The organism is Nitrincola salilacus (assembly GCF_046271865.1).
Classification (GTDB): Bacteria; Pseudomonadota; Gammaproteobacteria; order Pseudomonadales; family Balneatricaceae; genus Nitrincola; species Nitrincola salilacus.
Genome location: NZ_CP176580.1, coordinates 2,006,721 through 2,031,514, shown reverse-complemented (window position 1 = coordinate 2,031,514; position 24,794 = coordinate 2,006,721). Strand labels below are relative to the sequence as shown.

Genomic DNA, 24,794 nt, shown 5'->3' with positions numbered 1-24,794 from the left:
ATTGAATGAGATGCTTGGGATAGGCCTCTTTCAAAGACACCCTGTCACACCATTATCCTAAAGCCTCACCGGCTGCCTTTTGATTATCGGTTGGCATAAAAAACGGCACCGAGCTGGGTTTACCGTCAAAATCCAATAGATAGCTTAGATAGCGCCAAGCGTTATCGCTTGCATGCAAAGGCTTGTGTTGCAAGGCATCCCAAACAACGAAACCACGGTCCTGCAACACATGAAGAACGCGCAGACATTTCGCGCCCTGGCAATCCCACAACCGAATGCTATTATCTCTACCTGCGGATGCCAGCGTCACGCCATCACCAAGCACTGTGAGGGCTTGAATCGAACCACGGTGGCCTCTCAGTTCCTGCAGACAAGCTCCAGTCCGGCTATCCCACAACCGAATTCTGCTATCATCACCTGCTGATGCCAGCGTCACGCCATCACCGAGCACGGTGAGGGCATGAATCGAACCTTGATGGCTGTTCAGTTCCTGCAGACACGTACCGGTCCGGCTATCCCACAACCGAATGTTGCTATCAGTACCTGCTGCTGCCAAGGTTACGCCATCCCCGAGCACGGTGAGGGCATGAATCCAACCTTGATGGCTGTTCAGTTCCTGCAGACACGCACCGCTCCGGCTATCCCACAAGCGAATACTGTTATCTCTACCTGCGGATGCCAGCGTCACGCCATCACCGAGCACGGTGAGGGCTTGAGTCCAACCACAATGGCTGGTGAGCTCCTGCAGACATGCACCGGTTCGGCTATCCCACAACCGAATACTCTTACCCTCACCTCCGGATGCCAGTGTCACGCCATCACCGAGCACGGTGAGGGCCTGAATCCAACTTCGATGGTCGCTCAGTTCCTGCAGACACGCACCGGTTCGGCTATCCCACAAGCGAATGCTGTTATCTATACTTGCGGATGCCAACGTCACACCATCACCGAGCACGGTAAGGGCTTCACCCCAAGCTTGATAGGCACCCAGTTCCTGCAAACACGCATCGCTCCGGCTATCCCACAACCGAATGCTGTGATAAAGCCCTGCGGACGCCAGCGTCACGCCATCACTGAGCACGGTGAGGGCTTGAATCCAACCATGATGGCCACTCAATTCCTGCAGACACGCACCGCTCCGGCTATCCCACAACCGAATACTGTTATCTAGACCTGCGGATGCCAGCGTCACGCCATCACCAAGCACGGTGAGGGTTTGAAGCGAACCACGATGGCCGCTCAGTTCCTGCAGACACGCACCGGTCCAGCTATCCCACAACCGAATACCGTTATCTCTACCTGCGGATGCCAGCGTAACGCCATCGCCGAGCACGGTGAGGGTCTGAATCGAACCTTGATGGCTGTTCAGCTCCTGCAGACACGCACCGGTCCGGCTATCCCACAACCGAATACCGTTATCTAGACCTGCGGATGCCAGTGTCACGCCATCGCCGAGCACGGTGAGGGTCTGAATCGAACCTTGATGGCTGTTCAGTTCCTGCAGACACGCACCGGTCCGGCTATCCCACAACCGAATACTCTTATCCTCACCTCCGGATGCCAGCGTCACGCCATCACCGAGCACAGTGAGGGCTTGAATCGAACCTTGATGGCCGCTCAGTATCTGCAGACACACACCGCTCCGGCTATCCCACAACCGAATGCTATTACCTCTACCACCTGCGGATGCCAACGTCACACCATCACCGAGCACGGTGAGGGCTTGAATCCAACCTTGATGGCTGGTGAGTTCCTGCAGACACGCACCGGTCCGGCTATCCCACAACCGAATGCTGTTATCTATACTTGCGGATGCCAACGTCACGCCATCACCGAGTACGGTGAGGGCTTGAATCCAACCTTGATGACCGTTCAGCTCCTGCAGACACGCGCCGGTCCGGCTATCCCACAACCGAATGCTGTTATCATCACCTGCGGATGCCAGAGTCACGCCATCCCCGAGCACAGCTAGCGTTTTAATCCGACTGTTATAGCCGGAGGTGATGCATTGCTTTACCTGAGCTGTACAGAGCTCAAATTGACGCTGCGCTGATTGCAGCAGCAATTGCCCGACGTGTGGCAAGCAATAATATTGCTGGGTGTGCAAGGTGTTAGCAGTAGCCAGACTGACATTTAGCAAATTGCAGCGATAAAACATACAGCTGGTTAAGTCAGCACCGGTAAAGCAACTGGTATTTAGCTGACAACGGGCAAAGCTTGCCTGGGTTAAGTTAGCCCCGTTAAATTTGGCATTTTGTAACAGCAGCTTGGTAAAGCTGGCCCGGCGTAAGCTGGCGTTGGAAAAATCAGCATTGACCAGCGATAGGCCTACACCAAAAGTCGGGTCCACTGTAATTTGCAAGTCATCCAGTTGTGCACCCACTAGGCTGATGCCTGCTAAATTAGGCGGCGCAAAGCCCAACTGGGGTGATAGCATCGCAAAGTACAAGATGTTTTCGCTTACCTGCGGCCGGTAGACTTGCTTCCAGTCAGTGAGCTTGGTAATTAGTGGCTTGTTTTCTGGCTCAGCCAGTAACTGTGCCAAAAACGCCAGCGTTTCCCGGCTGGGTTTGGACATGGCCCATAATTCAGGCCGGTTGTCGTTTACTGCCTGCAACAGGTAACTAGCGAGAAAAAACTCTTGCAACGAGCTATGAGCAAACTGAAAGCGACTGCCGGAGTCGCCATCTAACCGGCTTAAAAAAGTTGCGGTACGCAAGTCTTCTTCTAACAGGTCTGGGTGATAATGACGATAGCGGCTTGCAAGCGAGGGTTGCTCATCCAGCCATTGATGAAACCAGTTCTGCATTTCGTCAGCCGGCAATGACCTTTGGCCTTTTTTCCATAGAAAAGCTGCTAAATGAGCAGCCAATAACTTTTTATGTGCAGGGCTGACATGGTGCTTACCATTGTCCCGGTTTAACCAACGGTCAATCATCAGTTGGTACAAGCCAACACCACTCACGCTTTTGCCAAGCTGCCGTTGTTTTTCAATTTGTGGAATAAGTTCGCTCACCAGCTTTAAGGTATATGGGCGTTTACTAAGATCGGTTAAATCATGCACTGAAGCAATCATCGCCAAAATCTTATTGGGGTCTAACCCCGGTAAGCTATGTTGTAGATAACTGACTATTTGCTGCTCATTAAAGGGCAACAGGATCATGGCTTCTAAGCGATCTGTTCTATAACCGCCACGCTCTGAATTAGTAAAGTGGTCAATCTGTTGATTTAACGATGGAAAATACTGGGTACGGCAGGATAGCAGCATTTTGATGCGTTGCTCTGGTAAGCGTTGCTTTAAATCGGCTAGGAGTTTAAACAGCAGATTGGTAAAGCGTTGTCCGCCCTTTTCTTGCAGCTTAACCAGTACCTCATCCAAGCCATCAAAAATCAGCACTAAACCATACTGCCTAGCCCAGCGCTCAACATCAGCTAGTGTGAACTTGCTGTGATCTTCCTTGGCAAACCAGCCATGTTTAACACAGTCTGCGACCACTTTTTCAATATCGGGAATGTTGCTGTCTGTCAGACTTTCCACATGCCGTAAGTCAAAATACAAAGAGACCGGCAAGGCATTATTCTGTTGGTGTGCGTCGCGTAAGCCCTTATCAAATAACTGGCAATTAATGGTTTTGCCCATGCCATATTCGCCAAGCAGTGTAAAAACATCCTTGTCTGAATTGTTCAGCCACTTCATTAGGGCTTGTTGCACCGGAATGCCACTTACCGCTGAACTCGCTGAGCCAAGGCTGAGTAAATCTGACTTAAGCAATGAGGTTTGTGTCGCCAGAGCATCATCTACAGTATACTTATTGCCCTCTAAGTCGCGTCGGTGTGCGCTAAAATGTTCAGGGCCATTTTCAATTTTTTTTTGTGTAGAGTGGTTGTTTCCCCTATGCCAATCTAAAGAGCTTTGCTCCAGCAGGGCTTTTACAACCTTAGCCGCATGCCTGGCTGCTGTTGCCTGATCGTACTCTTTGGCCTTAGTGTTCTTGGTGCCATCAGCAAAGTCACAAATGGCTTTCACGACAATCCAATCCAGCCCGGCACTACTGGCTGCCTCATACAAGCCATTTCCTTCCATTTCACCGCCAATCGCCTCGGGTGCGTGTTTTCGCAGCGCAGACAGAAAGGCTGAGGAATCGATCAGCTTATCACCAGTGAAGATACCGCCAAAACGCAAAACAGGATAATCAACTGCCCTGGTTGCTATGAAATGGACGTTCAGCTGTTGGAATGCCTGAAATAGTTTTTTGCTCGCCGGAGGACGGGGACCACGCAGTGCCATGTTACCATCAGAATTAACCCGAGCTAACTCATAAGGGATCAGGTGTTCAGCAATCAGTACATCACCAATGTTTTGTTTGTCCCTGTCGACACCAAATGCTATCCCCATAGCGATGATCGCTTTGGGTTGCCAGGCTGAAATAGCAGCCGTGGTCGATTGCATAGCTTCTATGGTCGCTTGCGCTGAATGCAGCAACACAACCTTGTGACCACCAACAACCCCTAACCGATAATAGAGGCGACCCTCTTTCTGCAGACCATGCTTACCAGCTTCGCAACCAAAGACCTGCAAAGCCTGCTGCAACTCATGTTCATTAAAAGTCAGCAGGACAAAATCAGCGTTATCAACAAAGGTCGCTTGCTGATCTGTGGTCAGTAACTCTTGATCAATGGCGTCCAGCTCTCTGGTGTAAGGCCTTGGCAAGGCGGTTTGCTCCGCCTCAAACCAAACATCACGTTGTAAGCCCACTTTTTTGTCAGCCGTAATTTGTAATCGTGCAGAGCTGCCGGCATCTGACAACTTGTCATTTAACCCGGCCATTAGACGATTTAGGGATGCATTGGCTGAGGCTGTTGTACTTAATGCAAACAGGTTTTCATGGATCGTTTTGACTTTCACCGTGCCATCGGGCTGAAGCAACCCCAGCAACTCATCGACATGTTTGGCCAGCGCGGGACTTAATGTTGCACGAATTCTATCGACAGCATTGCGAGCTAAAGCTGGTGACAGAGTTTCCATGGCGACATCCTCAGTGATTGAGGCATTCAGTCTAGCGAGCATCTGCATGGGCGTCAATTTAGCACTTGATTGATATGATTGATGTGAGATTGATATAAAATTGATGTGGAAGACGAACATCATGGAGACGTTTGCAGGCTCAAAAGGAGTGCCTTTATTGGCACAGAGCAGAGTGTCAGAATTGATCACACTTTCTAATCTACAGTGTCAGATAATGGATTGAACCCGGAATCGCTTCTCTTGCTCCAGCCAAACCTCGCCCATAGGGTTGAACCTGCAGCACCCCCTGTGCAGACAGGGCAAGGCGGCGCAATCGCATCAGTTTTTGTGGACGCTCCCTGACAATCATGCTCATATTTGCCTATTATTTGTATTCAAAACAATACCCTTGAATCTGGAACCACTCTACAGGCAACAAATATGAAACTCATCAGTAACAGCCTTAAACCAGACCAGCCGATACCTGAGCAATATACCTTTGCCCGCATCGCGACGGAAAATCATATTACGCTGTCGGATAACATCAACCCGCATCTGGCCTGGAGTGGTGCGCCTGAGAGCACACTGTCCCAGCGTCGCTGCCACAGGTGAACTTTTATCACTGGCTGCTGCTGGATATTTCGGCATCCGTGACTGAGATTGCAGAAGGCAGCCATGGTCAGGGTATAACAGCAACTGACTCATCACTGGGACAGGAGATCCAGAGATCATGCAGACATTCAAGATAGCGGTTGCGCAGGTTCCATCGAACAAAGGCGATGTAGCGACCAATACAGCCACTCACCTGCATGCCATTAAGTGCGCAAGTGCTCAGGGCGTGTCCTGCCTTGTTTTTCCGGAACTATCCCTGACTGGCTATGAACCGGAGCTGGCCTCAGATCTCGCATTTACCCACGATGATTTGAGACTGCAGCCCTTTATTGATGCAGCGCGTGAATACAACATCAGCATCGGAGTGGGTGTGCCTCTGGCAACAGTTCAGGGGATCGAAATCGGGCTGCTGTTCTTCTCCCCTGCCGGTGAAGTCACAAGCTATTCGAAAATGCATCTGCACCCGGGCGAAGATCGCTATTTCTCACCTGGCTCTGAACATCATATTGAAACCCTGCACGGCGTCACCATCGCACATGCGATCTGTGCCGATACCAACCAGCCACAACATGCCAGGGAGTGCGCGAAAGCAGGTGCAGAGGTCTATATTGCTGGAGTGATGATCACCGCTGGCGGCTATGAAGCCGATACCGCAGCCCTCAGCCGATATGCATCTGAGCACGGCATGCTGGTCGCCATGGCAAATCACAACGCCTCGACTGGCGGTTGGCAACCCATCGGGAAAAGTGCCATCTGGACTGAATCTGGATTACTGGCCTGCGCGAATGAAACCCAGCAGGCACTGGTTGTGGCCGAACAAACATCTCAAGGCTGGGTGGGACAAGTATTTGAAATCTGATATGGGAGCAGGCCTGCCGCTTATCGGCACAGGCCTGTCCATTGTCGCGATGAAACAGCAGTAGATCACCTGTATTTATTTGTCAGTGCTCTCAGTATCAGTGCTCTCAGAGTCATCACTCGATGTTGCCATCGCCCGCCGGTACTCCTCAACAGGGAGACCACCAACACCCCAGTTTTCCATTTCGACTTCATCAATGACTACCATTGTGGTTGCCGGGGATTTTTGGAGTACATCGACAAGCAGGTCGGTTACTCCTTTAATCAGAGCTGCTTTTTGCGACGCTGTCACCCCTTCTCGTGTGACCTTGATATTAACGTAGGGCATTTCTCTCTCCTTTTGACTCTCCTTTTGTATCCCCTTTCATATCAATAATCTGGAATACTTTTGCAATGATGCGCCAGCGACCTTCAGTACGGACGAGCGACAACAGGTCCACAAAGTCACGCTCGCCAATGGAGCAACGAACACGGGCAAAAGCTGCGTTGTCTCCCGCAAACTCAATGGCGTCTACGCAGTCGCGACGCTGCTCGCTGCGCGATGCTGGTGAAGTGCGTTGAGCAATTACCTCGCGGTATGCGGACATGTTTCGGTAGAGCAGTGGCGTCTCGTCAGCTGTGACATATATGGCCTGGGGATGAAAAACCACATCAAATTTTTCCAAATCACAGTAATACAGTGTGTCGAAGTACTGCTCCAGCAGGACGTGAACGTCTGCAAAATTGCTCATTGAGATTTCCCCACAGGCAATAGTCCCTCCGCCTCAAGAGCCTTGACCACGCTCGGATGCGAGCGAAGGCGCTCCCAGAATGCATAAGTAGCTGGCCAGGAGGTTAGCGAGAAGCCAATGAATTGCGACCAGTTAAGAATCACGAATGCATAAGCGTCCGCTACACTGAGTTGGCTCCCCATCAGATAAGGCCCTTTATCCGACAGCCGAGCTTCGATGGGAGCTATCCGCTTAGCGATCTTGGCTTCTGCAGCATGCCGCTCACTTGCTGTTAGCTCAGTGCCAGTAAAAAATGGGCTAAATGCCTTATGCAACTCCGAAGACAAGAACGCGAGTAGTTCACGTAGCCGCGCGCGTTCGAAGGTTCCTTGCGGTGGTGCCAAGCCTTTTTCTGGCGCCAGGTCGGCCAGGTACTCAAGAATAGCGGGATTCTCAGTCAGGACCAGTCCGGGCTCCAGTTCCAATGCTGGCACATAGCCGCTTGGATTGATTTCGGCGTAGTTCCGACCAGTCTCCGTAACTCCTTGAGCCGTGTCTGTCCGCTCGAGTAAGAACGGGATGTCTAGCTCATTTAGCACTATGTGAGAGGCCATGGAGCAGGCACCGGGTTTGTAATAAAGCTTCATGTGCGATTAATCCTTATGTTTAGGTTAGGCATACACATGATATCCAAAAGATATGTGATTACTAGAAGTAACCTACCGTTTGCAAGTAGAATTGGGTTACCTCCAGGAAACCTGGTTACTTATATTGGTTGTTCAGATTGGTTGCTCATATGTCACTGAAAGTTCGTATTAATAAAAGCCCACTAGCACCTGAGCCTTGCATGCTGACTGAGTGCATGGCGGTAATAGCTGGTGCTTGGGCTCCGAATGTCATCTGGTGTTTGCGCGCAGGGCCACGGCGGTTCAACGAGCTGCGAATCGACATTCCGCCTATTTCAGCAAAAGTACTGTCGACCCGGCTGGCAGAGCTGACGAAGCGCGGTGTCATCCAACGTCACGTCCTGGACACATCACCGCCTTCGGTAGAGTACGAATTGACCGAACTCGGTCACGAGCTGATTCCTGCACTGGATGGCATCGTCAAGGTTGGCCACAAACTCAAGGAGAAAGGGCACCTCGACGTTTCCGACTAGTCGCGTTTGTACAAAGCCTCAATGGTACTGGAGCCCAGTGAGTGTGCATTTATCATATAGCCGGTTAAAGCACCGGAGGCGTTTTCAGGCAGTTCCAGATTTTGGGATAAGGCATGAATCGTAAACTGATAGCGATGAATGCCATGCCCCTGTGGAGGGCAAGCACCACCAAATCCATTGACACCATAATCGTTACTTATCTGGTGGCTGCCTTCAGGAAACAGGTTTTTGCTCATATCACCCGCCCCGGTGGGTAACGTATCAACATAGCCGGGAATGTTAACTATTTGCCAATGCCACCAACCACTGCCCGTCGGTGCATCAGGATCATACGCTGTAATAGCAAAAGCGGCCGTGCCTTCTGGTGCACCAGACCAGGAAAGCTGTGGTGATAAATTATCTCCAGCACAGCCAAACCCCTGATACTCTTGAGCCTTGTTCATGAACTCGCCGTGCGAAATGTCTGTACTTGTCAAAACAAATGAGTCTGCCAATACAGATCCAGGCAATAACAGTGCTAAACAGCAAACAACCAGTTTATTTTCTTTGCGCTTCATAAGAGTCTCCATAGCTCATGCTTTCAGGATCCTCATGATATTTTCTACCCGTCAGTCAGGATAGCTCAAAAACAGTCATTCATTCGCCCTAATCGTGCAGCCTTGTTTTTCTCAGTTCCGTTGGAGTAATGCCAAAAAGCTGCTTGAACTTGTCAGTAAAGCGCGACTGGGATTGATAACCACACTGTTCAGCAATGCGACCGATTGGATCAAGACTGGCCTGTACCAGATGAAGGCCATGACCTAACTTCACTCTATCCTTAATGGCCTGAAGACTGGTTCCTTCTGCACTTAATTTTCTTCGTAAAGTCGATTCACTCATCGCTAACCTCTCTGACAAGGCATCCGCTCCCAGATCATCAGAAATATGAGCACTGATAATATTATTTACTTTATGACTAAGGCTCGGCGGCTCTATTACAGCACTCACCTGCGTATAACCCAGATGGTAAATAACTTGAAGAATCTCTTTTTTACGAAGTGACCAGATATCGGACGGCATCACAGTCGACCATTCGATAAACTGCTGCAAAGTGTTTTTCAAAACTGAATCAATATCACCCTGAAAATATGTTTCTGCATGAGCTGTTTGATATTTAAAGCAATCGAAATCGCTATAATCAAACTCAATTAATAGAGCAAAGTACTCATTGCCTTGAGAAATATTCCGCATATCGATTTTAGGACTGTTCGACAGAAACACGAAGCTGCCTGTCGGGCAGACTATTTCATGCTTGCTACCAAGCTTTTTACATCCATCAAGCACACAAATTAATAATGGCTTTATGACAGGAACATTCAGAATGTGTTGCTCCTTGACTGATGAATAGACCGAAAACGGCAATTGGTCGTGCTCCTGTAGTGCGAGCTTGGCTGTGTTTATTAGCTTATTCATACTTTGGTTGATGCCTGAATCCTGATAAAAACGCCCTCTGGCTTGAAACGATACACCAGAGGGCAGCCACCTTAGTCCTCCAGCCTCACCCTGAATCGCTGACCACCCACCAGAAGATCATTCCAACGCGATGGCTCTACCTCAATTTCACCAGCTAATAGCGCCTGATAAAACTGATCAAAGTCATCCTGATCTTTGTAAAAAGATCCAAGATATGAAATTTCCCATTGATCATCTTGCTGAAAATACAGGTTTATTTCAGTGTGCCTGTGTCTTTTTTCTATCCATAGATATTCCTGATTGCCATCTTTATCCAGGTCCACTGCTCGTAAGTAATATTGATGTGCCTGCTGAATATTCCAGTATTGCTCCATCTCCTGTTTATAAATCTCCGTCAGCAGCGCCTCAGGTGGGTTATCAGATAACAGAGTAATCGCGGCGACAAATTCGTCGAAGGTAGAGCTTGGCTGACTGTCAGCTCTGTCGGCGTACAGAGCATTGATTCTTACCAGCAGGCCTGGGTTGGCTTCACCGTATTGCTCCTTGAGGGTTTGCAATCCTTCGTACCCTGGCCGGGCCAGCTCACGACGAAAATAGTGCAGATCGAAGTTATCAACGGTAACTTTATTGTCTGCCAGCCGCTGCAGTTGATCCGCCACTACCATTTTTCTGAAATCCAGCAGTGGTGTGTTAACGACCAGCATCGTAAACAGCACCACCAGACCAATGGCAACATTGGTGCGACTGAGCTGGTGTGTCCAGCGATCCCGATATTTCGCGATGCCCCACCAGTAACCGAGGGGGAACAGCGCCAGTAAAAACCAGATCAGATAGGCCCAGTAGCGACTGAGGCTCCAGCCATACTGGTCGATGCGCAGGCTAAGTCCGTAGAAGCTGATCAGGCTATAAATGGGTAGAACCGCAACACCGATATAGATAAAACGGTGCAGCCACAGCGGATAGGGCCAGTTGTCCGGCTCATCCTGATAGACGGCGTTGACGAAAAACAGCATCAGTGCCTGCATGCATAAAATCAGACCGCTGCCACCGCTCTCCCACAACGGATCGAGGCCTGTAAAAGGTAAAGCACCAAGAAATAACAGCGATACCAGCGACAGCACCACCAGCAGGAACTTCATCAACGCCTGCTGCAGCCGGGTAATGGTATCGATAATGCGGGTGAGGTTGCGAAAGATGATAACGCCAAAGCCATTAGCAAGGGCAATGGCGGGGTAATAGAACCAGCGCTCTTTAAACAGATCGCTGAAGAAGTCGATATCGATGGCTTTAAACAGTGCACCCCATAACAGCAATACCAACCAGAAGCTGCCGGCAAATAACAACGCCAGTGACAGGGTCAGAAAATTGCGCCAGGACCACAGGAACAGAGCACTGTAGGTGACACGCTGACCACTCGCCCACAGCTGACTGTACATCAGTGTTTTAAAGGTGGCGATGATCATGGTAAACACAAAACTCCACAGCAGCGCTGTATAGCTGATGTGCTCGATGGGAGTGGCCTGATAACCAACATAGTAGCCCAGCAAACCGCTGAGCAGCGCAAATGGCAGAGTGAGTTTCACTATTGCGCGGCAGTTGTTCTGATCCAGCCCGAGTAACAGCATCGTCGGCCAGATGAAAACAACACTATATAAAGCAAACAACCACTGTGGCTGTTCGTGTGGCCAGTAATGAAGCTCGATTGCCTGATGCAGGTAGAGTAATCCGAGGCCCTGCAGCAGTGATATCAGAGCCATCAGCTTGGTCGGTAGTTGATCGGGTTTATCCTTTTGATCCCATTGAGCCATAGCGACGCTGTCCTTAGTGTTATGTCTGGTTGCCGGACAGGATAACCAATCTTGCCTGCCAGAGCACTAAGAATGGAAGCCAACTTTCACCAGCAACTGACAGCAACACCTATACACAACGGTAAGCTGTCATGATGCTTGGCGCGTTTATGGCTATTGAGATACAGTTAAGTTGTATCTCCGTACATAATTGCTACAGGTGATGAATATGAAGCTCGTCAGTAACAGCATCAGCCCAGATCAACCAATTCCAGAGCAGTACGCCTTTGCCCGCATCGCGCCAGAGAATCACATTACACTGTCGGATAATATCAACCCTCACCTGGCCTGGAGCGATGCACCTGCAGGCACTCAATCCTTTGTATTGATCTGCCATGATCCGGATGTACCCAGCAAGGGAGATGATGTGAATCAGGAGGGTCGTACCGTACCCGATACTCTGCCAAGGGTGGATTTTTATCACTGGCTGCTATTGGATATCCCGGCATCCGTCACTGAGATTGCCGAGGGCAGCCACTGCCGGGGGGTTACCCCCAATGGTAAACCTGGCCCTGCAGGGCCGTATAATATGCGCCATGGCATCAACGATTACACCGCATGGTTCGCCGGCGATGAGAATATGAAAGGTGATTACTTCGGCTACGATGGCCCCTGCCCTCCCTGGAATGATGAGCGGCTGCATCGCTATATTTTCACACTCTACGCACTGGATGTTACAACACTGCAGGTTCAGGGCGACCTGACCGGCGGAAATGTCGTGGCTGCACTTGATGGCCATGTACTGGCCAACGCAAGTTTCACCAGCACCTATACGCTGAATCCGGCACTGTAACAGCCAGCCCCCTCGGTTCTCTGACCAGCAGAACCGGGGGCAACAAGGGCTGACACAATGTGTTCAGACGTGGTCTCCAGCAAATTAAAGCAACGCACGAATATTTTTTGAACCCTTTTCAAAACACCCGCGACTACCTCCATGAGAACACCAAATACAAACAATGGAGATAACTCTCATGAAAACTTCAAAACTGATTCCTATTCTGTTTGCTGCTACTTTGGGTTTTTCTGGCCTGGCCATGGCTAACTGTGCCGACGATGCTATCAACACCTGTAATGCCAAGCATCCTGATCCCGATAAAAACTATGGTGCCTACGAGTTGTGTATCAAAGCGCAACTGGGTCAGAAATGTCCATCAAGTGCCTCCGCCCATCCAACCGCAAGTGATGTCTTTGCCACTCACACCAAACCCACCGTGCCGCCTACACGCATCAGGAGCACAATGGTGCATCAGCCTACTGCGACTCGAAGCAGTCGCTGACAGATCAATGGCCGGGGAGCCCCTCCCCCGGCCATAACTTTTCTGATCTACAACAAGTTCTACCTTCCTTCATACGCCCTTTGCAGCGCGGCAAGATCAAACTTTTTCATTTTAAGAAATGCCTGGGTCACACGATCCACCTTGTCAGAGTCCGGATCCTGCATCATTTTATTCATGTCATCAGGTACGATCTGCCAGGAGAGACCATACCTGTCCTTGAGCCATCCGCACTGTTCAGCCTCAGGAACAGCTGAGAGCATCTTCCAATAGCCATCAATCTCGTTCTGATCCTCACAGCTCACCATAAAAGAGATTGCTTCATTAAACGCAAAATCATGCTCACGGGCGCTGTCCATGGCAACGAACCACTGCCCTTCCAGCATAAAATCAGTGAACATCACAGCTCCCTCTTTATCGGGTTCCATACCGGCAGGATAGCGCACCATTTCGCCTCGATTCGCACGCTTGAAGCCAGAAAGATAGAAATCCGTAGCCTCCTCCGCCTTGCCGCACACATCCCCGACAAACAGCAGCGCCGGAATAATAAACGGTCGTTCACTACCCATCGGACTGGTCAGGATCAACTGCCATGACAAGCCATACTTATCCTGAATCCATCCATAACGCTCGCTGAAAGGATAAGTGTCCAGCGGCATCAACACCTCACCGCCATCGGCGAGCTTGCTCCACACCTCATCAATTCTCGCACGCGCATCTTTGTCCTGCGCTAGATCAAAGTTCACCATGAAGGAAACTGAAGGATTGAACTTGAACACGGGCCCAGCGCTGATCGCCATAAACGAATGCCCCGAAAGATCGAAGGACACCACATCGCAATCACCCCCTGGCGTATTGTGTAGCGTAGTAATGTTGGTGATGGTTGAATCAGGAAAGACAGAGCAATAGAAATCCGCCGCTTCTTTGGCTTCTGTATCGAACCACAGATGTGGAACAATCTTTTGTTTGGTCGCAGTCATCGTATTTCTCCTTCAGGGCTAACATCCAGGTTCAGTAACATTCAAGCTCAGTTACATCATAAGCTAATCGAACGAAGCCCTTGAGAATCGACACGCTTTACAACAATGCTATCCTGACTTTATGTGCTCTGTCAGAAAGCACCGCCACAATATATCAAGCACAATACTGTGTTTGATTCTTGCGGCCCTTACGATATGGTCAAATCAGGTATCAGAGACCAGCCACAACCATCTGCTTTATTTTTACCGCTTTTTCGAAATGATCCAGTTTGTGTGTTTGTATCCACCATGTTGCAGCCTCCATCAGAAGCTCTGGATTGTCATTCCTGTTAGCAAAAAATGCATAAAATGAAACACCGACCGCCTCACCCTTGGCCTGTATCTTCTTATCACACACCGTGATGATTTTTGCTCGTAAATCAGGCCTCATACTACCATCCATATCACAATTATTGGTTCGCACGCCGCTGATCTCGCAGATACGCGACTGTCAGAGCCCTGCCTCAGCTACGGGCTCTCACTACTGTTAGGAATTCATGGCTGATATTCAAGCAGGCTTCACCTTGTCTTGTTAAGATCAGTCAAACATAAAACTCAAAACCTATAGCAGCAATGCCACCTAAACACCATAGATAAAACCCAACAAGATTCACTACCTTCCCCCATAAATGAATTCGATATATTAATCCCACACTGAATGAAACAACTGCACCCCCTATTGTTGCATAGAAATACATCGCATTTTCGAACGACATATCAGAAAACAAACCAAAAATCACTCCAACAATACCACCTAAGATAAGTATCAATGGCAATCCTCCAGCTGAAAAAATACCAAGAACCAGCAAAGAGCCAAGATACAACAACATCCACTGTTTATTTTGAGTCATGCTCACATAAAACTCCAAATCCTACTATCCATTACAAAAAAATCGACAAATTCATGAAAAAATTATAGCATATGACCTCAACCACTTAGTGAGAAAAATAATGGACGACTTTCCTCATTACTTTGCTTTAATTATTTCTTTACTGATATCAATACCCAGCGGAGTTTATATGTTCCGTGAATGTTTTGATGATTACAGCCAGTTTAAAAAAGAATTAAAAGAAGCTCATGGCAGTGAAGCTTTAAAACTATTCATGGGTGAATTCACTAAAGCAGCCAATCACCAATTTATTGAGTTCAAGGTAGGTTTTGCCATTGCATTTCCATTGCTCATTTTCATAATAACCAATGTAACCATAAGATCTTTATTAGAGAGCCTGATTAACCTTTTTCAAGGATGGTAATGGACCAAGGCCCTTTAGATCTCTAAGCTTCATGCTTACCTTATACGCTCAATCGCTACGTGCTAATAGTAGCCCTACTCCAGCACTGCCAAGCAGGCCCGAACAAATCCGGTTGAACAAACGCCTCATTGAAGGGCGCGAGAACCAGTGGCGCAGTGCACTGCCAAAGTACGCATAGCCTGCAATTGCCACCCATTCGAGAAGTAAAAACAATGCGCCAAGAACCAAAAATTGAAAGCCTACATGGCCTGCAGGATCTACAAACTGTGGTAGAAACGCGGTGAAGATCAAGATGGCCTTTGGATTGCCAGCAGCCAGTAAAAATTCCTGCCTAGCCAGCCCGAACAGGCTCATATCTCCCGGTGCTCCTTCGTCACTGTCCGCAGGGTCAGCAACCCATAGCTGAAACGCTAACCACAGAAGGTAAAGGCCACCAGCTACTTTGATAACCAAGAAGAGTTTTTCTGAAGTATAAAGAACTGTCGCAAGCCCTGTTGCGGCAAGAACGATCATTCCGATAAATGCGACAATTCGGCCGATGCCCGCAAAGCAAGCAACTCGGACGCCATAACGTTTTGCATTAGACATTGAAAGAAGGTTATTTGGCCCTGGCGCCATATTCAGTGCAAAGCATGCTGGCAGAAACAGCAGTAATGTCATCCAATTCACGATTACCTCTCCTTGTTGAGCAACAATTTCGCCCACTTCACATTAACCGTTTTTTAACACTCTTTTTCATTCGGTTCAACACGACTTACAGGCGTAGCATTACCTGCCCTCATTTCTTTCCCTGATTGGAGCTGTTTGTGCCAAGCTCCTTACACATAAATGAAGCCAACGCCGGGCATAGGCCCGCAAACTGAGCAGTACCCACTATGGAGTCAGGTGCTTGCGATCGCGATGCCTCCACATAACCATGCCGTGCAAAGAAATCAGAAGCGGTCGTGGTGAGGAGGTATAAGGTTTCCATGCCATTCCTGCACGCCCAAGCTTCTGCCTGAGTGACCAATGCCTGACCGTAGCCACCCTTGCGATGGGTATCGATCACTACCAGTGAGCGTAACAAGCCTACCGTTCCATGCGACTCTATACCAATCAGGCCAATGATTTGGTCGTCCGAGCGCACCCCAAATAGCTGCAACTGGCAACCATCGCGAAGATCAGCAACAGGAAGCCCCGCGCTGCTCAAAAGGTTCTCAACTTCATCAGTCACTTCAAGTGGTTCAATGTACATAATCTTCGCCCGTTAACATGAAACCCGATGAATACATTGGCTTTGTTCTATTACTCCGAGCCTATGCACCCCTACCCCAATGTACCCATATCAGGAGCCAGCACCACTGAGAATAGCCCAGGATTTTACTATCCCTATTGCGTGTACTACACCAAAGAATAGGCAGATGGTGGAACTCACCACCCAGAAGGTAGGACTATTTCCACCTGTCGCAAAAAAGGCGAAGAAAAACCCCACGATTCCACGCAGCAGGTATATGGTCGTGACCGCGATCAATACCAGGCTGAGAAACGGCAGCCCAGGTAAAAGGCCAGCCCCTGATAAAGCATAAGCAGACAAGATGCTCAGTACCAGGGCAATAGCGGCAGTGACCAGAGCCGGATGCCAGCTGCCCTCTGATGCAAGACGCGCCATATTGTCACCAGCGCCAAAAAATCGATACCAAGCGGGCCCACCGATGATAATGCCGATGTGCGCTAATGCAGCCAACCCACTCAGAACTGCACCTAATACCAAAAAACCTGATCCAACCGAGTTCATTCAAACCGCTCCTTTAGCTTGCGCTGGTAATCGTGCTCCATCACCATTAACAAAGCTGAGATTCTAGCCACCGGCGAGATGGCCTGGTAATAGATGCTAGTCCACTACAAATAGCCTGGCCCCTTGCTTCGTCGAAGAACGATGAAGCTCAGCATTATCTGCTACCTGATAGCTCGACCCTGGGCGGAGCACAAAACAGCGGCCATCCTCTAGCTCAGTATGGAGCTCACCTTCCAGGCAAAGCAGGATATGTCCTTTGGCACACCAATGATCAGCCAGATACCCGGGGCTGTACTCAACCATCCGAACGCGGATATCTCCGAAGGTTCGGGTCCGCCAATAAGCAACTCCCTGTTCCCCTGTGTGTTCAGTCTTCTCAACTTCTGACCAGTCAGTAACCCCGAAGGGTAGATCCGTAATCTTCACGCTGTTTCTCCTTACGAATATAATCCGCCGCTAATGCGAACCACCACGTAGTTGCTTGTTAGCAGCCTCTGCTTGAAGACGCTCAACTAACCACACCTTAATGATTGATTGGCGGGTAACCCCAATACGCGCCGCTTCACGATCCAGCGAATCTACGACCCAAGCCGGAAAATCCACGTTGATTCGCTTCTGTTCCTGGTTGACCCGACGAGCAGAGGAAAGATCAAGATCATCAATAATATCTTCTTGATCCTCCTCAAATTTTTTATCGAAATCTTTAGCTTTCATAGAGATCAATCTCCTTCTTTCGGGAGCGTCTGACTGAAATCAGGCGAATACGCCCTACTCTGTATGTGACGACTGCCGACCAGTGTTTTGGACCAATTTTTCCGATCAGCAAGAACCTCGTTTCGCCTTCTGACTTTGCACGGATTTCCAGCAAACCAGGATCATTCCACAGCTGCTGAGCCGCCTCAAAATCAATACCGTGCTTATCCATATTGGCCTTGCTTTTTGTTTCGTCGAACTCAAACTCGTCCATGAGTATAAATTATTCCTTTTTTACTCATCTCGCAAGATATAGGAGGATGGATCAGCAACTCACCTTCGCCGATAGCGAGTTCAGCAACAAGCGTCGCCAGACCAAGAAGTGTAACGAATGGTACTTTGGCATGAAAGCGCATATTGGCGTTGATGAACGAACCGGTATCACACATAGTTTTACCACGACAGCGACACATGAGCATGATCGCAACCAGGCGGGATAAACACATCCAGTTGGCGTGTTTTTACTGCGGTGATCACGTGTAAGGGAAAAGGCTCGGCGTAATCACAGGTTCCTTAGGCTTGATGCCTGCCTTTGGCAGGTTTGTTTGGTACTTGTAAAATAGACCTATGCACTGTTTGCTCATTGGGCGGTTAATGCTGAAGCCTTTGGTGAATACGATTTTGGGCTTGCCATAGCACTCGCATTCTCTGGAGGAGCGGCACTGGCCAGCGCGTTGCCGATCATCATCCATTGGTGATAGCGTCAGTTTGCGATAATGGTTCATTGATGGCCCAACAAATAACTCATCGGATAAATCAACATGCATTCAACTGAAGACATATGGATTAAGTATCACTCACAACTACTTTCTTTTATACGAAAGCGGGTTGATGACATGACAGCGGCTGAGGATATTCTTCAGGATATCTTTGTTCGCATTCATTCGCGGATCGATACCCTGGAGCGCAGCAGTAAACTGGAAAGCTGGCTCTATCAAATCACAAGAAATTCCATCATTGATTTCTATCGCTCCCACAGGCCAACCGAGGAGTTGCCGGAGTGGCTGACACAGCCGCGTGCCAGCACGGATGAAGCTATCAGACGCGAGTTATCATCGTGCCTTATCCCGATGATTCAACAGTTACCAGAAAAATACCACCATGCGGTTCAGCTCTCCGAAATCGAAGGCAAAACCCAAAAAGAAATAGCGGCACAAGAAAATATGTCGCTTTCTGGAACAAAGTCGAGAGTACAACGTGGAAGAGCGATGTTGAAAAAAATGCTGCACGACTGCTGCAAATTTGAAGTTAACTCGATGAATCAAGTCGTTGACTATGATAAAAAAGATGGCGATTGCAAACACTGTTAAAATATTTCACTCATTTTGCGTCCTTTTCATGATAGCTCCGTCTACCTAAGTGAAAGACAGAAATGTTCTGTTTAACTTACATCATAAAGGGGATACACATGAAAGATCTGAACACCAACGAAATTCGTGAAGCGGTACGTAACCACTATAGCAAAACAGCAGCGGGTTGCTGTGGAGGCCCAGCCGCAGAAGGTACTGATGCCTGCTGCGTGGCGGATGCCGACGCTAAGGCTGAAGGTAAAAGCGGTTGTGGTTGCGGCACAACATCATCCAGTGATGACAACAGTATGCAAGGGGTAGAGCCGTAATCTTCACGCTGTTTCTCCTGCTTCACATAATCCATCAGTAAGTGCCTCTTTAGAGGTCATTGTAGGTTCATCATTGCCAAAGGCTGGAGACCGTTCACCGTCATATGGTTCAAGGTTGACCCAGCTCTGGATAATGTTGATGTCCTTTTCAACGAATATTGTGGTCTTTATTGATATTTACCCTCTTCACTATCCGCAGCGATACCACGTAGCCAGCGATACCCCAGCCAAGCCGCGGCCAACATATATGGCAATCCCCCCGGCACCCACATGAGCAAGCCAGCCAGTTGCTGATCATCGAACTGATGGCTGGGATAATACAACAGGGTGTCGGCGAAGGTCAGAATAGCACCCAGAAAACCGGTGTGCATCAGGGTAAACAATAAGGCGAGCAGCGCCCAGCTACGTGTCCGCTCGGTACAATGCAACACAGCCCACCACAGCATGGCTGCGGTGAGCGCAAAGCAGATATGCTCCACCAAGTGCCACCAGGGATGCTCCAGTGCCAGCACGTAAAAGCGTGGGGTATGCCAGAACCAGACGACAGCCGCATGCAGGTAGCCCAGGCTGAGCGGATAGGCTGCCAGCTTCAGCAGTGGTTGCCAGGCAACACGTCCCCAGCGACCGGTAACAGCTGCAAACTGCGGCAAGGGCAGGCTTAATGCCCACAAAGGGGCGATCACAACCATTAACAACATATGCTGCACCATATGCGCGCTGGCGCTGGTTTCTGCCCAGTCATCCAACGGTCCGGTTACAGCAAACGCACAGATCAGACAGCCCGCATGAAACATCAGCGCACGCCATAACCGCGGCGGCCGCTTAATGCTGCCAAGTGCATACAACAGCCAGAATAGCGCCAGCATCATTGCCGCCAGCAGAGCGGCCCAGAAGCTGGCGCCGTCGCTTTGTAAGGGGTTATGCGCCTGTACCGGCAGACTGATACTGGCCAACACCAGCAAGCCTGGTAGCGGGTTTAGCCATTGCCGCTGTTTTAGCTGCATGGTGACAAAACCAACACCGGCAAGCCCCCTGCCAAGGTGGCGACTGCAGCGATCAGATACAACACAGTGCCCCCCACCCCAGTGGCAACATAAAGAACAGCGCGACACTGATCCAGTACACCGCCAGGTAATAGAACCACAGCGGCTTTATCACCTGCGGCTCATAGGGCAAGCTGGCACTGACGTAGCCGCGCGCAACTCTGAGCGCCTGCATGGCGGTTAACACTGTTGCCAGCCCAGCGTGGCCCAGCAGATACAGTAAAATAACCATCAGCACAGCATCATGAGCACTTTCGGTATAATCCAGAGGCGCCATCATAAACAGCACCAGCAACATCAAAAAATGCAGCAACCCAAAACCGGTGCTCAACCATAACTGACGTTGCAACTGCTGAGCGTCGCCCACTGCCAGACGCTGGCACAAACGATGGAACAGCCACAAGGCAATACTGGCGGGCACCCCACACAGCAACAACAGCCAAAGCGGCAAGGGGCCGGTGTCGGGCGCTGACCATTGCGGTGCGGCCGTCCATAGATAAAACCAACCGAACAGCAGCGACATATACAAAGCGCCATTGGCCAGCATTGTGACGATCATGCCCCAGCGCCCGGGGCCATCGATGGTTCGTGATTCCAGCGGCAACTCCTGCCCGGCACCCTTCTGCACTGGCCCCTTCTGTACTGGCTCCTTCTGTACAGGAATCCTCTGCCCTGGATCCGAGGATTGCAAGGGAGCCGCTGATGGATGGCCACCATTTTCCCAGCTCCAGCGCAGCAACAAGCCAATTGTCAGCACAACGGCCAGCAGGGCCAATACATACCAACGGCTCAGCAAACTGATGCACACCACCGCCAGAGTCATAGCGCTGTAAAGTGGCAGCCAGGAGTTTCCGGGCAGATGGAAAAGTCTCTCCCGCTGAGCAGAGATCGCAGAGGTACCATAGGTTTCGCGCAGACCACTGTTGGCCTCGGCCAAGCCCTCTTGCCCGGCAGCAATCCGTTCAGCCAATTGCGGATCATCCCAGAGCGGATGGCGGCTGCTGACAGTGGGCAAACTGGCAAAGTTATACTGGGCCGGTGGCATATCCAGCGTCCACTCCAGCGTATCGGCCTTCCACGGATTAACGCTGGCTCGCTGGCCAAACCAGAAATGCAGTAATAGATCCAGCAACATCAGCCCAATACCGATCGCCATGACAAAGCTGCCAATCGACGACAACAGATTTAAGCTATCCCAGCCTAATCCGGCTTCATAGGTGTACACCCGCCGTGGCATGCCGAGCAAACCGGTTAGATGCATCAATAAAAAGGTCAGGTTGAATCCACCAAAGGTCAGCCAGAAACCCCAGCGCCCGATCACTGGCGAGGGCATCCGGCCAGAGGCTAAAGGCAACCAGTAATACAGTCCGGCGATCAGTGGAAAAAACATCCCCCCTACCAGCACATAATGCATATGAGCGACCACAAAGTGGGTATCGTGCACCTGCCAGTTAAAGGGCACCAACGCCAGCATCACCCCGGTCAGGCCGCCGCAGACAAAGATGACCAGAAAACCACTGACCCACAGCATCGGCAATTGAAAGTCCACCTTGCCTCGCCACAAAGTCGCCAGCCAGGCAAATACCTGAATAGCAGTCGGTATCGCCACCAGCATGCTGGCCACTGAAAAGAAGGCCTGTGCCAGTTGAGGAATGCCCACGGTGAACATATGGTGCACCCACAGCCCGAAGCTGATAAAGCCGGTGAGAATGACCGCGATAACGATCCAGCGATAACCGACAATAGGCCGACCACTGAACACCGGAATAAGGGTCGAGACGATACCGGCGGCAGGCAGAAAGATGATATACACCTCTGGGTGGCCAAATAACCAGAACAGATGCTGCCACAACAGAGGATCGCCACCCGCCGCCACAGTGAAAAACGGCATACCGGCAGCACGTTCCAGCTCCAGCAGAATACTGGCCAGAATTAACGGCGGAAAACCAAACACGATCATCAGCGCCATCACCAGGATGTACCAGCAGAACAGCGGCATCCGGCTGAGCGTCATGCCCTTGGCGCGGCTGCACAGGATGGACACCGTCAGCTCAATACCGGCAGCCATCGCCGAAATCTCAACAAAAGTGATACCCAGCAGCCAGAAATCAGAGCCCGGCCCGGGTGCAAACTCACTGCTGCTCAGTGGCGTATACATAAACCAGCCGGAGTCTGGCGCGATGCCCAGCAGCAGGCTGGACATTATGATAATACCGCCAAATAAGTAGCAGTAATAACCCAACGCGCTGAGCCTCGGAAAGACTAAATCACGGGCACCAATCATCTTCGGGATCAGATAGATCGCCAGCCCTTCCAGCACCGGAATAGCGAACAGAAACATCATCACGCTGCCGTGCATGGTAAATAGCTGGCCGTAGGTCTCGGCACTGACAATATCCTGCTCCGGCAGCGCCAACTGAGTGCGCAACAGCATCGCCAGCACGCCACCTACCAGGAAAAAAATCATCCCGGTAACCATAAAGCGCAGGCCAATAGTGCCATGGTTTACCGCCGCTAAGCTGCCCCAGCCCGGTAAATTGCCCCACACCCGGGCCAGATGACTGACAGCCTCAGACTGCGATGATGCTGGCTTGGCGTCACTCATCTAGGGTTGCCTCATGCACGGCTGGTTTATGTAAGTCTGCCGCAGGTAAGTCTGGCTCATGTCGTTCCTGCTCCGTGGAATTGTGCTCGTTTAGCCAGTTGGCAAAGGCCGGTTCGTCATATGCTGTTACCGTAAATTGCATATGCGCATGGCCAAGTCCGCAATATTCAGCGCACTGGCCACGATAAACGCCCGCTGCCGAGGCTTCCAGGCGCAATACATTGGTGCGACCGGGTAACATATCCAGCTTGACGCCAAGCCTTGGCACCCAGAAGGAATGGATCACATCTTCGCTGGTCAGGTGCAGGTGCACAGGGGTATTGATCGGTATATGCAGCTCATCAATCATCTGCAGGCCATGTTCAGGATAAGCGACCTGCCAGTACCATTGATGCCCCGTCACCTGAATTTGCAGTGCGTTTTCATCAGGCAGCGGCATCATCCGATGCCCCACCGGCACGCCCACGATAAGTAAAACGATGATACTCACTGTCGGTAACGCCAGCCCACCCCAGATAATCCAACGGCTGGTACCTGTTGCGGGAACATGCTCAGCCCGGCGCTTTATCGCGTAATGCCACAGCACCACAACTGCCAGCAGTACCAGCGTTGCAAAGCCGAACATACCCCACCATAACAGCGCCACCTCAGATGCTGCAGGCCCCTGGGGATCGAGTGCTGAATAGGGTCCAGTGCAACCTGTTTGGCTCAACAGCAGGCCACAGGGCCAGATCACTGCTACACTCTGGCGAAGTGGCTTCTTTAAAGCAGCCGTTAACCGTTCTAGAGGTGTGATATGTCGATGGAACCGATTGCCAGCCAAATCCAGATATTTGGCCACCCTATCCACCCTGGGCTTATCCATTTCCCGGTGGCCGCTCTGATTGCTCTGATCGCATCCGATCTCGCATTTTTGTACACCTCCGACCCCTTCTGGGCCAGAGCCAGTTTGTGGCTGGTCGGGGTTGGTGCTATCGGTGGTTGGATTGCCAGTGTCGCAGGGTTGATGGATATGCTGCTGGTAAGCCAGATAAGGCGCCTGATCACTGGCTGGTGCCATGCGATGCTTGCGGTGATGCTGCTGTCGCTGGCGACCTTCAACTGGTTGCTCCGCCTGCCTGACGCTGCCGCTCAGATCATGCCTCAAGGGCTTTACCTGTCGCTGCTCAGCGGATTGTTGATTGTCGCCACCGGTTACCTGGGTGGACGGCTGGTCTTTGAATATGCAGTCGGCGTCAACATCGATGACATGCTGCAGGACGACGCAAAATCCTGAGCTGGCAACAAGGCTGTTTATAAAAACCACAGCAAAGCCTCCTGCTCAGGCTTCAGCAATACCAATACGATAATGCTCAGCAACAACAACAGGATAACACTGAGCAATGCGGTACATTTGCCCGTTACACCACTCACTTTTGGCCGACTGCTGTACAGGATCAGTAACCCCGCTGCCACATGGCAGATCACCAGACAGGTAACCAGGGTCAGCTTAAGCAACAGCCAACTGTTGAGATTACCATCAAGCGCAAAAACAGCCGTGCCGGAGACAATCGTCATCAAGCCAGCGGGACTCGCCAGGCGGGTAAACCACAGCCGTTCCAGACTATCGCCTTTGCTGGGGATATGCAGGCCAACCGAGGCAACGCGTGAGATAAGCAGTAATAAAATACACAAGGACGCAGCCCAGATCACCAGGCTACATATATGCAAAAACAGCAACCAGACCATTAACATATTCCATTAGTTACAGGCAAAGTCAGCAGAACCGTAGGTAAAATGTTAATCCAATGAACATTTTAAACATTGCTGTT

30 protein-coding genes and 1 pseudogene are annotated in these 24,794 nt (G+C 50.4%); 10 read left to right on the top strand and 21 right to left on the bottom strand.

Features of this window, described 5'->3' with window-relative positions; translation table 11 throughout:
• Positions 1–52 precede the first annotated feature (52 nt).
• Positions 53–5,026, bottom strand: a complete 4,974-nt coding sequence (locus ACK3CJ_RS09630) for an NACHT domain-containing protein (RefSeq protein ID WP_409526199.1) — start codon at positions 5,024–5,026, stop codon at positions 53–55.
• A gap of 199 nt (positions 5,027–5,225) precedes the next feature.
• Positions 5,226–5,375, bottom strand: coding sequence for a hypothetical protein (locus ACK3CJ_RS09625; RefSeq protein WP_409526198.1), 150 nt, complete (start codon positions 5,373–5,375; stop codon positions 5,226–5,228).
• Between the two features lie 71 nt (positions 5,376–5,446).
• Between ACK3CJ_RS09625 and ACK3CJ_RS09620 the strand changes: the two genes are divergently transcribed.
• Positions 5,447–5,617, top strand: a complete 171-nt coding sequence (locus ACK3CJ_RS09620) for a hypothetical protein (RefSeq protein WP_409526197.1) — start codon at positions 5,447–5,449, stop codon at positions 5,615–5,617.
• A 118-nt stretch (positions 5,618–5,735) separates the two neighbouring features.
• Positions 5,736–6,476, top strand: coding sequence for a carbon-nitrogen hydrolase family protein (locus ACK3CJ_RS09615; protein WP_409526196.1), 741 nt, complete (start codon positions 5,736–5,738; stop codon positions 6,474–6,476).
• Between the two features lie 75 nt (positions 6,477–6,551).
• Here the strand turns inward: ACK3CJ_RS09615 and ACK3CJ_RS09610 are convergent, their stop codons facing one another.
• Genes ACK3CJ_RS09610 through ACK3CJ_RS09600 form a run of 3 tightly spaced genes read right to left on the bottom strand, consistent with a single transcriptional unit; the run spans position 6,552 to position 7,832 of the window.
• Positions 6,552–6,803: a tautomerase family protein gene (locus ACK3CJ_RS09610; RefSeq protein WP_409526195.1), complete on the bottom strand. Its 252-nt coding sequence runs from the start codon at positions 6,801–6,803 to the stop codon at positions 6,552–6,554.
• Positions 6,790–7,206 carry a nuclear transport factor 2 family protein gene (locus ACK3CJ_RS09605; RefSeq protein WP_409526194.1) on the bottom strand — a complete coding sequence of 139 codons (417 nt, stop codon included), beginning with the start codon at positions 7,204–7,206 and terminating at the stop codon, positions 6,790–6,792. The genes ACK3CJ_RS09610 and ACK3CJ_RS09605 overlap by 14 nt, the downstream gene beginning before the upstream one ends.
• Entirely contained in the window at positions 7,203–7,832 is a 630-nt protein-coding gene (locus ACK3CJ_RS09600; RefSeq protein WP_409526193.1) for a glutathione binding-like protein, read from the bottom strand. The genes ACK3CJ_RS09605 and ACK3CJ_RS09600 overlap by 4 nt, the downstream gene beginning before the upstream one ends.
• A gap of 149 nt (positions 7,833–7,981) precedes the next feature.
• Between ACK3CJ_RS09600 and ACK3CJ_RS09595 the strand changes: the two genes are divergently transcribed.
• Positions 7,982–8,344: a winged helix-turn-helix transcriptional regulator gene (locus tag ACK3CJ_RS09595; protein WP_409526192.1), complete on the top strand. Its 363-nt coding sequence runs from the start codon at positions 7,982–7,984 to the stop codon at positions 8,342–8,344.
• Here the strand turns inward: ACK3CJ_RS09595 and ACK3CJ_RS09590 are convergent.
• The 3 genes from ACK3CJ_RS09590 to ACK3CJ_RS09580 form a co-directional block, all read right to left on the bottom strand.
• On the bottom strand, positions 8,341–8,901 hold the full coding sequence (locus ACK3CJ_RS09590) for a YbhB/YbcL family Raf kinase inhibitor-like protein (RefSeq protein WP_409526191.1): 561 nt from the start codon (positions 8,899–8,901) through the stop codon (positions 8,341–8,343). The genes ACK3CJ_RS09595 and ACK3CJ_RS09590 overlap by 4 nt on opposite strands.
• An 88-nt stretch (positions 8,902–8,989) precedes the next feature.
• The gene (locus tag ACK3CJ_RS09585) at positions 8,990–9,796 is read right to left on the bottom strand and encodes a helix-turn-helix transcriptional regulator (protein WP_409526190.1); all 807 of its coding nucleotides are present in this window, start codon (positions 9,794–9,796) and stop codon (positions 8,990–8,992) included.
• Positions 9,797–9,867: 71 nt separating this feature from the next.
• The gene (locus ACK3CJ_RS09580) at positions 9,868–11,604 is read right to left on the bottom strand and encodes a DUF4153 domain-containing protein (protein ID WP_409526189.1); all 1,737 of its coding nucleotides are present in this window, start codon (positions 11,602–11,604) and stop codon (positions 9,868–9,870) included.
• A gap of 208 nt (positions 11,605–11,812) precedes the next feature.
• Here ACK3CJ_RS09580 and ACK3CJ_RS09575 point away from each other — a divergent pair, with 208 nt between their 5' ends.
• Together ACK3CJ_RS09575 and ACK3CJ_RS09570 are read left to right on the top strand one after the other, a co-directional pair.
• Positions 11,813–12,436: a YbhB/YbcL family Raf kinase inhibitor-like protein gene (locus ACK3CJ_RS09575; RefSeq protein ID WP_409526188.1), complete on the top strand. Its 624-nt coding sequence runs from the start codon at positions 11,813–11,815 to the stop codon at positions 12,434–12,436.
• 178 nt (positions 12,437–12,614) lie between these two features.
• Complete coding sequence (locus ACK3CJ_RS09570; protein ID WP_409526187.1) at positions 12,615–12,920, top strand: hypothetical protein; 306 nt, start codon at positions 12,615–12,617, stop codon at positions 12,918–12,920.
• A gap of 59 nt (positions 12,921–12,979) precedes the next feature.
• Here the strand turns inward: ACK3CJ_RS09570 and ACK3CJ_RS09565 are convergent, their stop codons facing one another.
• From ACK3CJ_RS09565 to ACK3CJ_RS09555, 3 genes are all read right to left on the bottom strand, one after another.
• Positions 12,980–13,897, bottom strand: coding sequence for a VOC family protein (locus ACK3CJ_RS09565; RefSeq protein WP_409526186.1), 918 nt, complete (start codon positions 13,895–13,897; stop codon positions 12,980–12,982).
• 211 nt (positions 13,898–14,108) lie between these two features.
• The gene (locus tag ACK3CJ_RS09560; RefSeq protein WP_409526185.1) at positions 14,109–14,327 is read right to left on the bottom strand and encodes a DUF6500 family protein; all 219 of its coding nucleotides are present in this window, start codon (positions 14,325–14,327) and stop codon (positions 14,109–14,111) included.
• Between the two features lie 151 nt (positions 14,328–14,478).
• Entirely contained in the window at positions 14,479–14,787 is a 309-nt protein-coding gene (locus tag ACK3CJ_RS09555) for a hypothetical protein (protein ID WP_409526184.1), read from the bottom strand.
• A gap of 100 nt (positions 14,788–14,887) precedes the next feature.
• On the opposite strand from ACK3CJ_RS09555, the gene ACK3CJ_RS09550 reads away from it, so the two are divergent.
• Positions 14,888–15,190: a hypothetical protein gene (locus tag ACK3CJ_RS09550; RefSeq protein ID WP_409526183.1), complete on the top strand. Its 303-nt coding sequence runs from the start codon at positions 14,888–14,890 to the stop codon at positions 15,188–15,190.
• A gap of 48 nt (positions 15,191–15,238) precedes the next feature.
• Here the strand turns inward: ACK3CJ_RS09550 and ACK3CJ_RS09545 are convergent, their stop codons facing one another.
• The 6 genes from ACK3CJ_RS09545 to ACK3CJ_RS09520 form a co-directional block, all read right to left on the bottom strand.
• On the bottom strand, positions 15,239–15,859 hold the full coding sequence (locus ACK3CJ_RS09545; RefSeq protein WP_409526573.1) for a LysE family translocator: 621 nt from the start codon (positions 15,857–15,859) through the stop codon (positions 15,239–15,241).
• A 109-nt stretch (positions 15,860–15,968) separates the two neighbouring features.
• Entirely contained in the window at positions 15,969–16,424 is a 456-nt protein-coding gene (arsN2, locus tag ACK3CJ_RS09540; protein ID WP_409526182.1) for an arsenic resistance N-acetyltransferase ArsN2, read from the bottom strand.
• A gap of 90 nt (positions 16,425–16,514) precedes the next feature.
• The gene (locus tag ACK3CJ_RS09535) at positions 16,515–16,964 is read right to left on the bottom strand and encodes a hypothetical protein (protein ID WP_409526181.1); all 450 of its coding nucleotides are present in this window, start codon (positions 16,962–16,964) and stop codon (positions 16,515–16,517) included.
• 96 nt (positions 16,965–17,060) lie between these two features.
• The gene (locus ACK3CJ_RS09530) at positions 17,061–17,390 is read right to left on the bottom strand and encodes a DHCW motif cupin fold protein (protein ID WP_409526180.1); all 330 of its coding nucleotides are present in this window, start codon (positions 17,388–17,390) and stop codon (positions 17,061–17,063) included.
• Positions 17,391–17,420: 30 nt separating this feature from the next.
• Positions 17,421–17,678 (bottom strand): type II toxin-antitoxin system BrnA family antitoxin, encoded by a 258-nt coding sequence (brnA, locus tag ACK3CJ_RS09525; protein ID WP_409526179.1) that lies wholly within the window; start codon positions 17,676–17,678, stop codon positions 17,421–17,423.
• Positions 17,668–17,931: a BrnT family toxin gene (locus ACK3CJ_RS09520; protein ID WP_409526178.1), complete on the bottom strand. Its 264-nt coding sequence runs from the start codon at positions 17,929–17,931 to the stop codon at positions 17,668–17,670. The genes brnA and ACK3CJ_RS09520 overlap by 11 nt, the downstream gene beginning before the upstream one ends.
• Before the next feature lie 97 nt (positions 17,932–18,028).
• On the opposite strand from ACK3CJ_RS09520, the pseudogene ACK3CJ_RS09515 reads away from it, so the two are divergent.
• The 3 genes and pseudogenes from ACK3CJ_RS09515 to ACK3CJ_RS09505 all read left to right on the top strand — a co-directional run.
• Positions 18,029–18,151, top strand: a pseudogene (locus ACK3CJ_RS09515) (transposase); the annotation flags it as partial.
• Between the two features lie 327 nt (positions 18,152–18,478).
• Positions 18,479–19,027 carry an RNA polymerase sigma factor SigZ gene (gene sigZ, locus ACK3CJ_RS09510; protein WP_409526177.1) on the top strand — a complete coding sequence of 183 codons (549 nt, stop codon included), beginning with the start codon at positions 18,479–18,481 and terminating at the stop codon, positions 19,025–19,027.
• A 98-nt stretch (positions 19,028–19,125) separates the two neighbouring features.
• Complete coding sequence (locus tag ACK3CJ_RS09505) at positions 19,126–19,335, top strand: hypothetical protein (protein ID WP_409526176.1); 210 nt, start codon at positions 19,126–19,128, stop codon at positions 19,333–19,335.
• Between the two features lie 167 nt (positions 19,336–19,502).
• Here the strand turns inward: ACK3CJ_RS09505 and ACK3CJ_RS09500 are convergent, their stop codons facing one another.
• From ACK3CJ_RS09500 to coxB, 3 genes are read right to left on the bottom strand one after another with little or no spacing between them, the layout of a single operon-like run.
• Positions 19,503–20,339: a cytochrome c oxidase assembly protein gene (locus tag ACK3CJ_RS09500; protein ID WP_409526175.1), complete on the bottom strand. Its 837-nt coding sequence runs from the start codon at positions 20,337–20,339 to the stop codon at positions 19,503–19,505.
• A 52-nt stretch (positions 20,340–20,391) separates the two neighbouring features.
• On the bottom strand, positions 20,392–22,983 hold the full coding sequence (gene ctaD / locus ACK3CJ_RS09495; protein ID WP_409526174.1) for a cytochrome c oxidase subunit I: 2,592 nt from the start codon (positions 22,981–22,983) through the stop codon (positions 20,392–20,394).
• Complete coding sequence (gene coxB / locus ACK3CJ_RS09490; RefSeq protein ID WP_409526173.1) at positions 22,976–23,719, bottom strand: cytochrome c oxidase subunit II; 744 nt, start codon at positions 23,717–23,719, stop codon at positions 22,976–22,978. Before coxB ends, ctaD begins: the two co-directional genes overlap by 8 nt.
• A 60-nt stretch (positions 23,720–23,779) precedes the next feature.
• Between coxB and ACK3CJ_RS09485 the strand changes: the two genes are divergently transcribed.
• A complete protein-coding gene (locus ACK3CJ_RS09485) occupies positions 23,780–24,259 on the top strand; it encodes a DUF2231 domain-containing protein (protein ID WP_409526172.1) in 480 nt (159 codons plus the stop codon).
• 17 nt (positions 24,260–24,276) lie between these two features.
• Here the strand turns inward: ACK3CJ_RS09485 and ACK3CJ_RS09480 are convergent, their stop codons facing one another.
• The gene (locus ACK3CJ_RS09480) at positions 24,277–24,693 is read right to left on the bottom strand and encodes a hypothetical protein (protein WP_409526171.1); all 417 of its coding nucleotides are present in this window, start codon (positions 24,691–24,693) and stop codon (positions 24,277–24,279) included.
• Positions 24,694–24,794 lie beyond the last annotated feature (101 nt).

What these genes read in the sequence shown, in the direction of transcription:
- ACK3CJ_RS09630 (WP_409526199.1), bottom strand. Translation starts at nt 5,026, where the DNA reads ATGGAAACTCTGTCACCAGCTTTAGCTCGCAATGCTGTCGATAGAATT.
- ACK3CJ_RS09625 (WP_409526198.1), bottom strand. Translation starts at nt 5,375, where the DNA reads ATGATTGTCAGGGAGCGTCCACAAAAACTGATGCGATTGCGCCGCCTT.
- ACK3CJ_RS09620 (WP_409526197.1), top strand. Translation starts at nt 5,447, where the DNA reads ATGAAACTCATCAGTAACAGCCTTAAACCAGACCAGCCGATACCTGAG.
- ACK3CJ_RS09615 (WP_409526196.1), top strand. Translation starts at nt 5,736, where the DNA reads ATGCAGACATTCAAGATAGCGGTTGCGCAGGTTCCATCGAACAAAGGC.
- ACK3CJ_RS09610 (WP_409526195.1), bottom strand. Translation starts at nt 6,803, where the DNA reads ATGCCCTACGTTAATATCAAGGTCACACGAGAAGGGGTGACAGCGTCG.
- ACK3CJ_RS09605 (WP_409526194.1), bottom strand. Translation starts at nt 7,206, where the DNA reads ATGAGCAATTTTGCAGACGTTCACGTCCTGCTGGAGCAGTACTTCGAC.
- ACK3CJ_RS09600 (WP_409526193.1), bottom strand. Translation starts at nt 7,832, where the DNA reads ATGAAGCTTTATTACAAACCCGGTGCCTGCTCCATGGCCTCTCACATA.
- ACK3CJ_RS09595 (WP_409526192.1), top strand. Translation starts at nt 7,982, where the DNA reads ATGTCACTGAAAGTTCGTATTAATAAAAGCCCACTAGCACCTGAGCCT.
- ACK3CJ_RS09590 (WP_409526191.1), bottom strand. Translation starts at nt 8,901, where the DNA reads ATGAAGCGCAAAGAAAATAAACTGGTTGTTTGCTGTTTAGCACTGTTA.
- ACK3CJ_RS09585 (WP_409526190.1), bottom strand. Translation starts at nt 9,796, where the DNA reads ATGAATAAGCTAATAAACACAGCCAAGCTCGCACTACAGGAGCACGAC.
- ACK3CJ_RS09580 (WP_409526189.1), bottom strand. Translation starts at nt 11,604, where the DNA reads ATGGCTCAATGGGATCAAAAGGATAAACCCGATCAACTACCGACCAAG.
- ACK3CJ_RS09575 (WP_409526188.1), top strand. Translation starts at nt 11,813, where the DNA reads ATGAAGCTCGTCAGTAACAGCATCAGCCCAGATCAACCAATTCCAGAG.
- ACK3CJ_RS09570 (WP_409526187.1), top strand. Translation starts at nt 12,615, where the DNA reads ATGAAAACTTCAAAACTGATTCCTATTCTGTTTGCTGCTACTTTGGGT.
- ACK3CJ_RS09565 (WP_409526186.1), bottom strand. Translation starts at nt 13,897, where the DNA reads ATGACTGCGACCAAACAAAAGATTGTTCCACATCTGTGGTTCGATACA.
- ACK3CJ_RS09560 (WP_409526185.1), bottom strand. Translation starts at nt 14,327, where the DNA reads ATGAGGCCTGATTTACGAGCAAAAATCATCACGGTGTGTGATAAGAAG.
- ACK3CJ_RS09555 (WP_409526184.1), bottom strand. Translation starts at nt 14,787, where the DNA reads ATGACTCAAAATAAACAGTGGATGTTGTTGTATCTTGGCTCTTTGCTG.
- ACK3CJ_RS09550 (WP_409526183.1), top strand. Translation starts at nt 14,888, where the DNA reads ATGGACGACTTTCCTCATTACTTTGCTTTAATTATTTCTTTACTGATA.
- arsN2 (WP_409526182.1), bottom strand. Translation starts at nt 16,424, where the DNA reads ATGTACATTGAACCACTTGAAGTGACTGATGAAGTTGAGAACCTTTTG.
- ACK3CJ_RS09535 (WP_409526181.1), bottom strand. Translation starts at nt 16,964, where the DNA reads ATGAACTCGGTTGGATCAGGTTTTTTGGTATTAGGTGCAGTTCTGAGT.
- brnA (WP_409526179.1), bottom strand. Translation starts at nt 17,678, where the DNA reads ATGAAAGCTAAAGATTTCGATAAAAAATTTGAGGAGGATCAAGAAGAT.
- ACK3CJ_RS09520 (WP_409526178.1), bottom strand. Translation starts at nt 17,931, where the DNA reads ATGGACGAGTTTGAGTTCGACGAAACAAAAAGCAAGGCCAATATGGAT.
- sigZ (WP_409526177.1), top strand. Translation starts at nt 18,479, where the DNA reads ATGCATTCAACTGAAGACATATGGATTAAGTATCACTCACAACTACTT.
- ACK3CJ_RS09505 (WP_409526176.1), top strand. Translation starts at nt 19,126, where the DNA reads ATGAAAGATCTGAACACCAACGAAATTCGTGAAGCGGTACGTAACCAC.
- ACK3CJ_RS09500 (WP_409526175.1), bottom strand. Translation starts at nt 20,339, where the DNA reads ATGCAGCTAAAACAGCGGCAATGGCTAAACCCGCTACCAGGCTTGCTG.
- ctaD (WP_409526174.1), bottom strand. Translation starts at nt 22,983, where the DNA reads ATGAGTGACGCCAAGCCAGCATCATCGCAGTCTGAGGCTGTCAGTCAT.
- ACK3CJ_RS09485 (WP_409526172.1), top strand. Translation starts at nt 23,780, where the DNA reads ATGTCGATGGAACCGATTGCCAGCCAAATCCAGATATTTGGCCACCCT.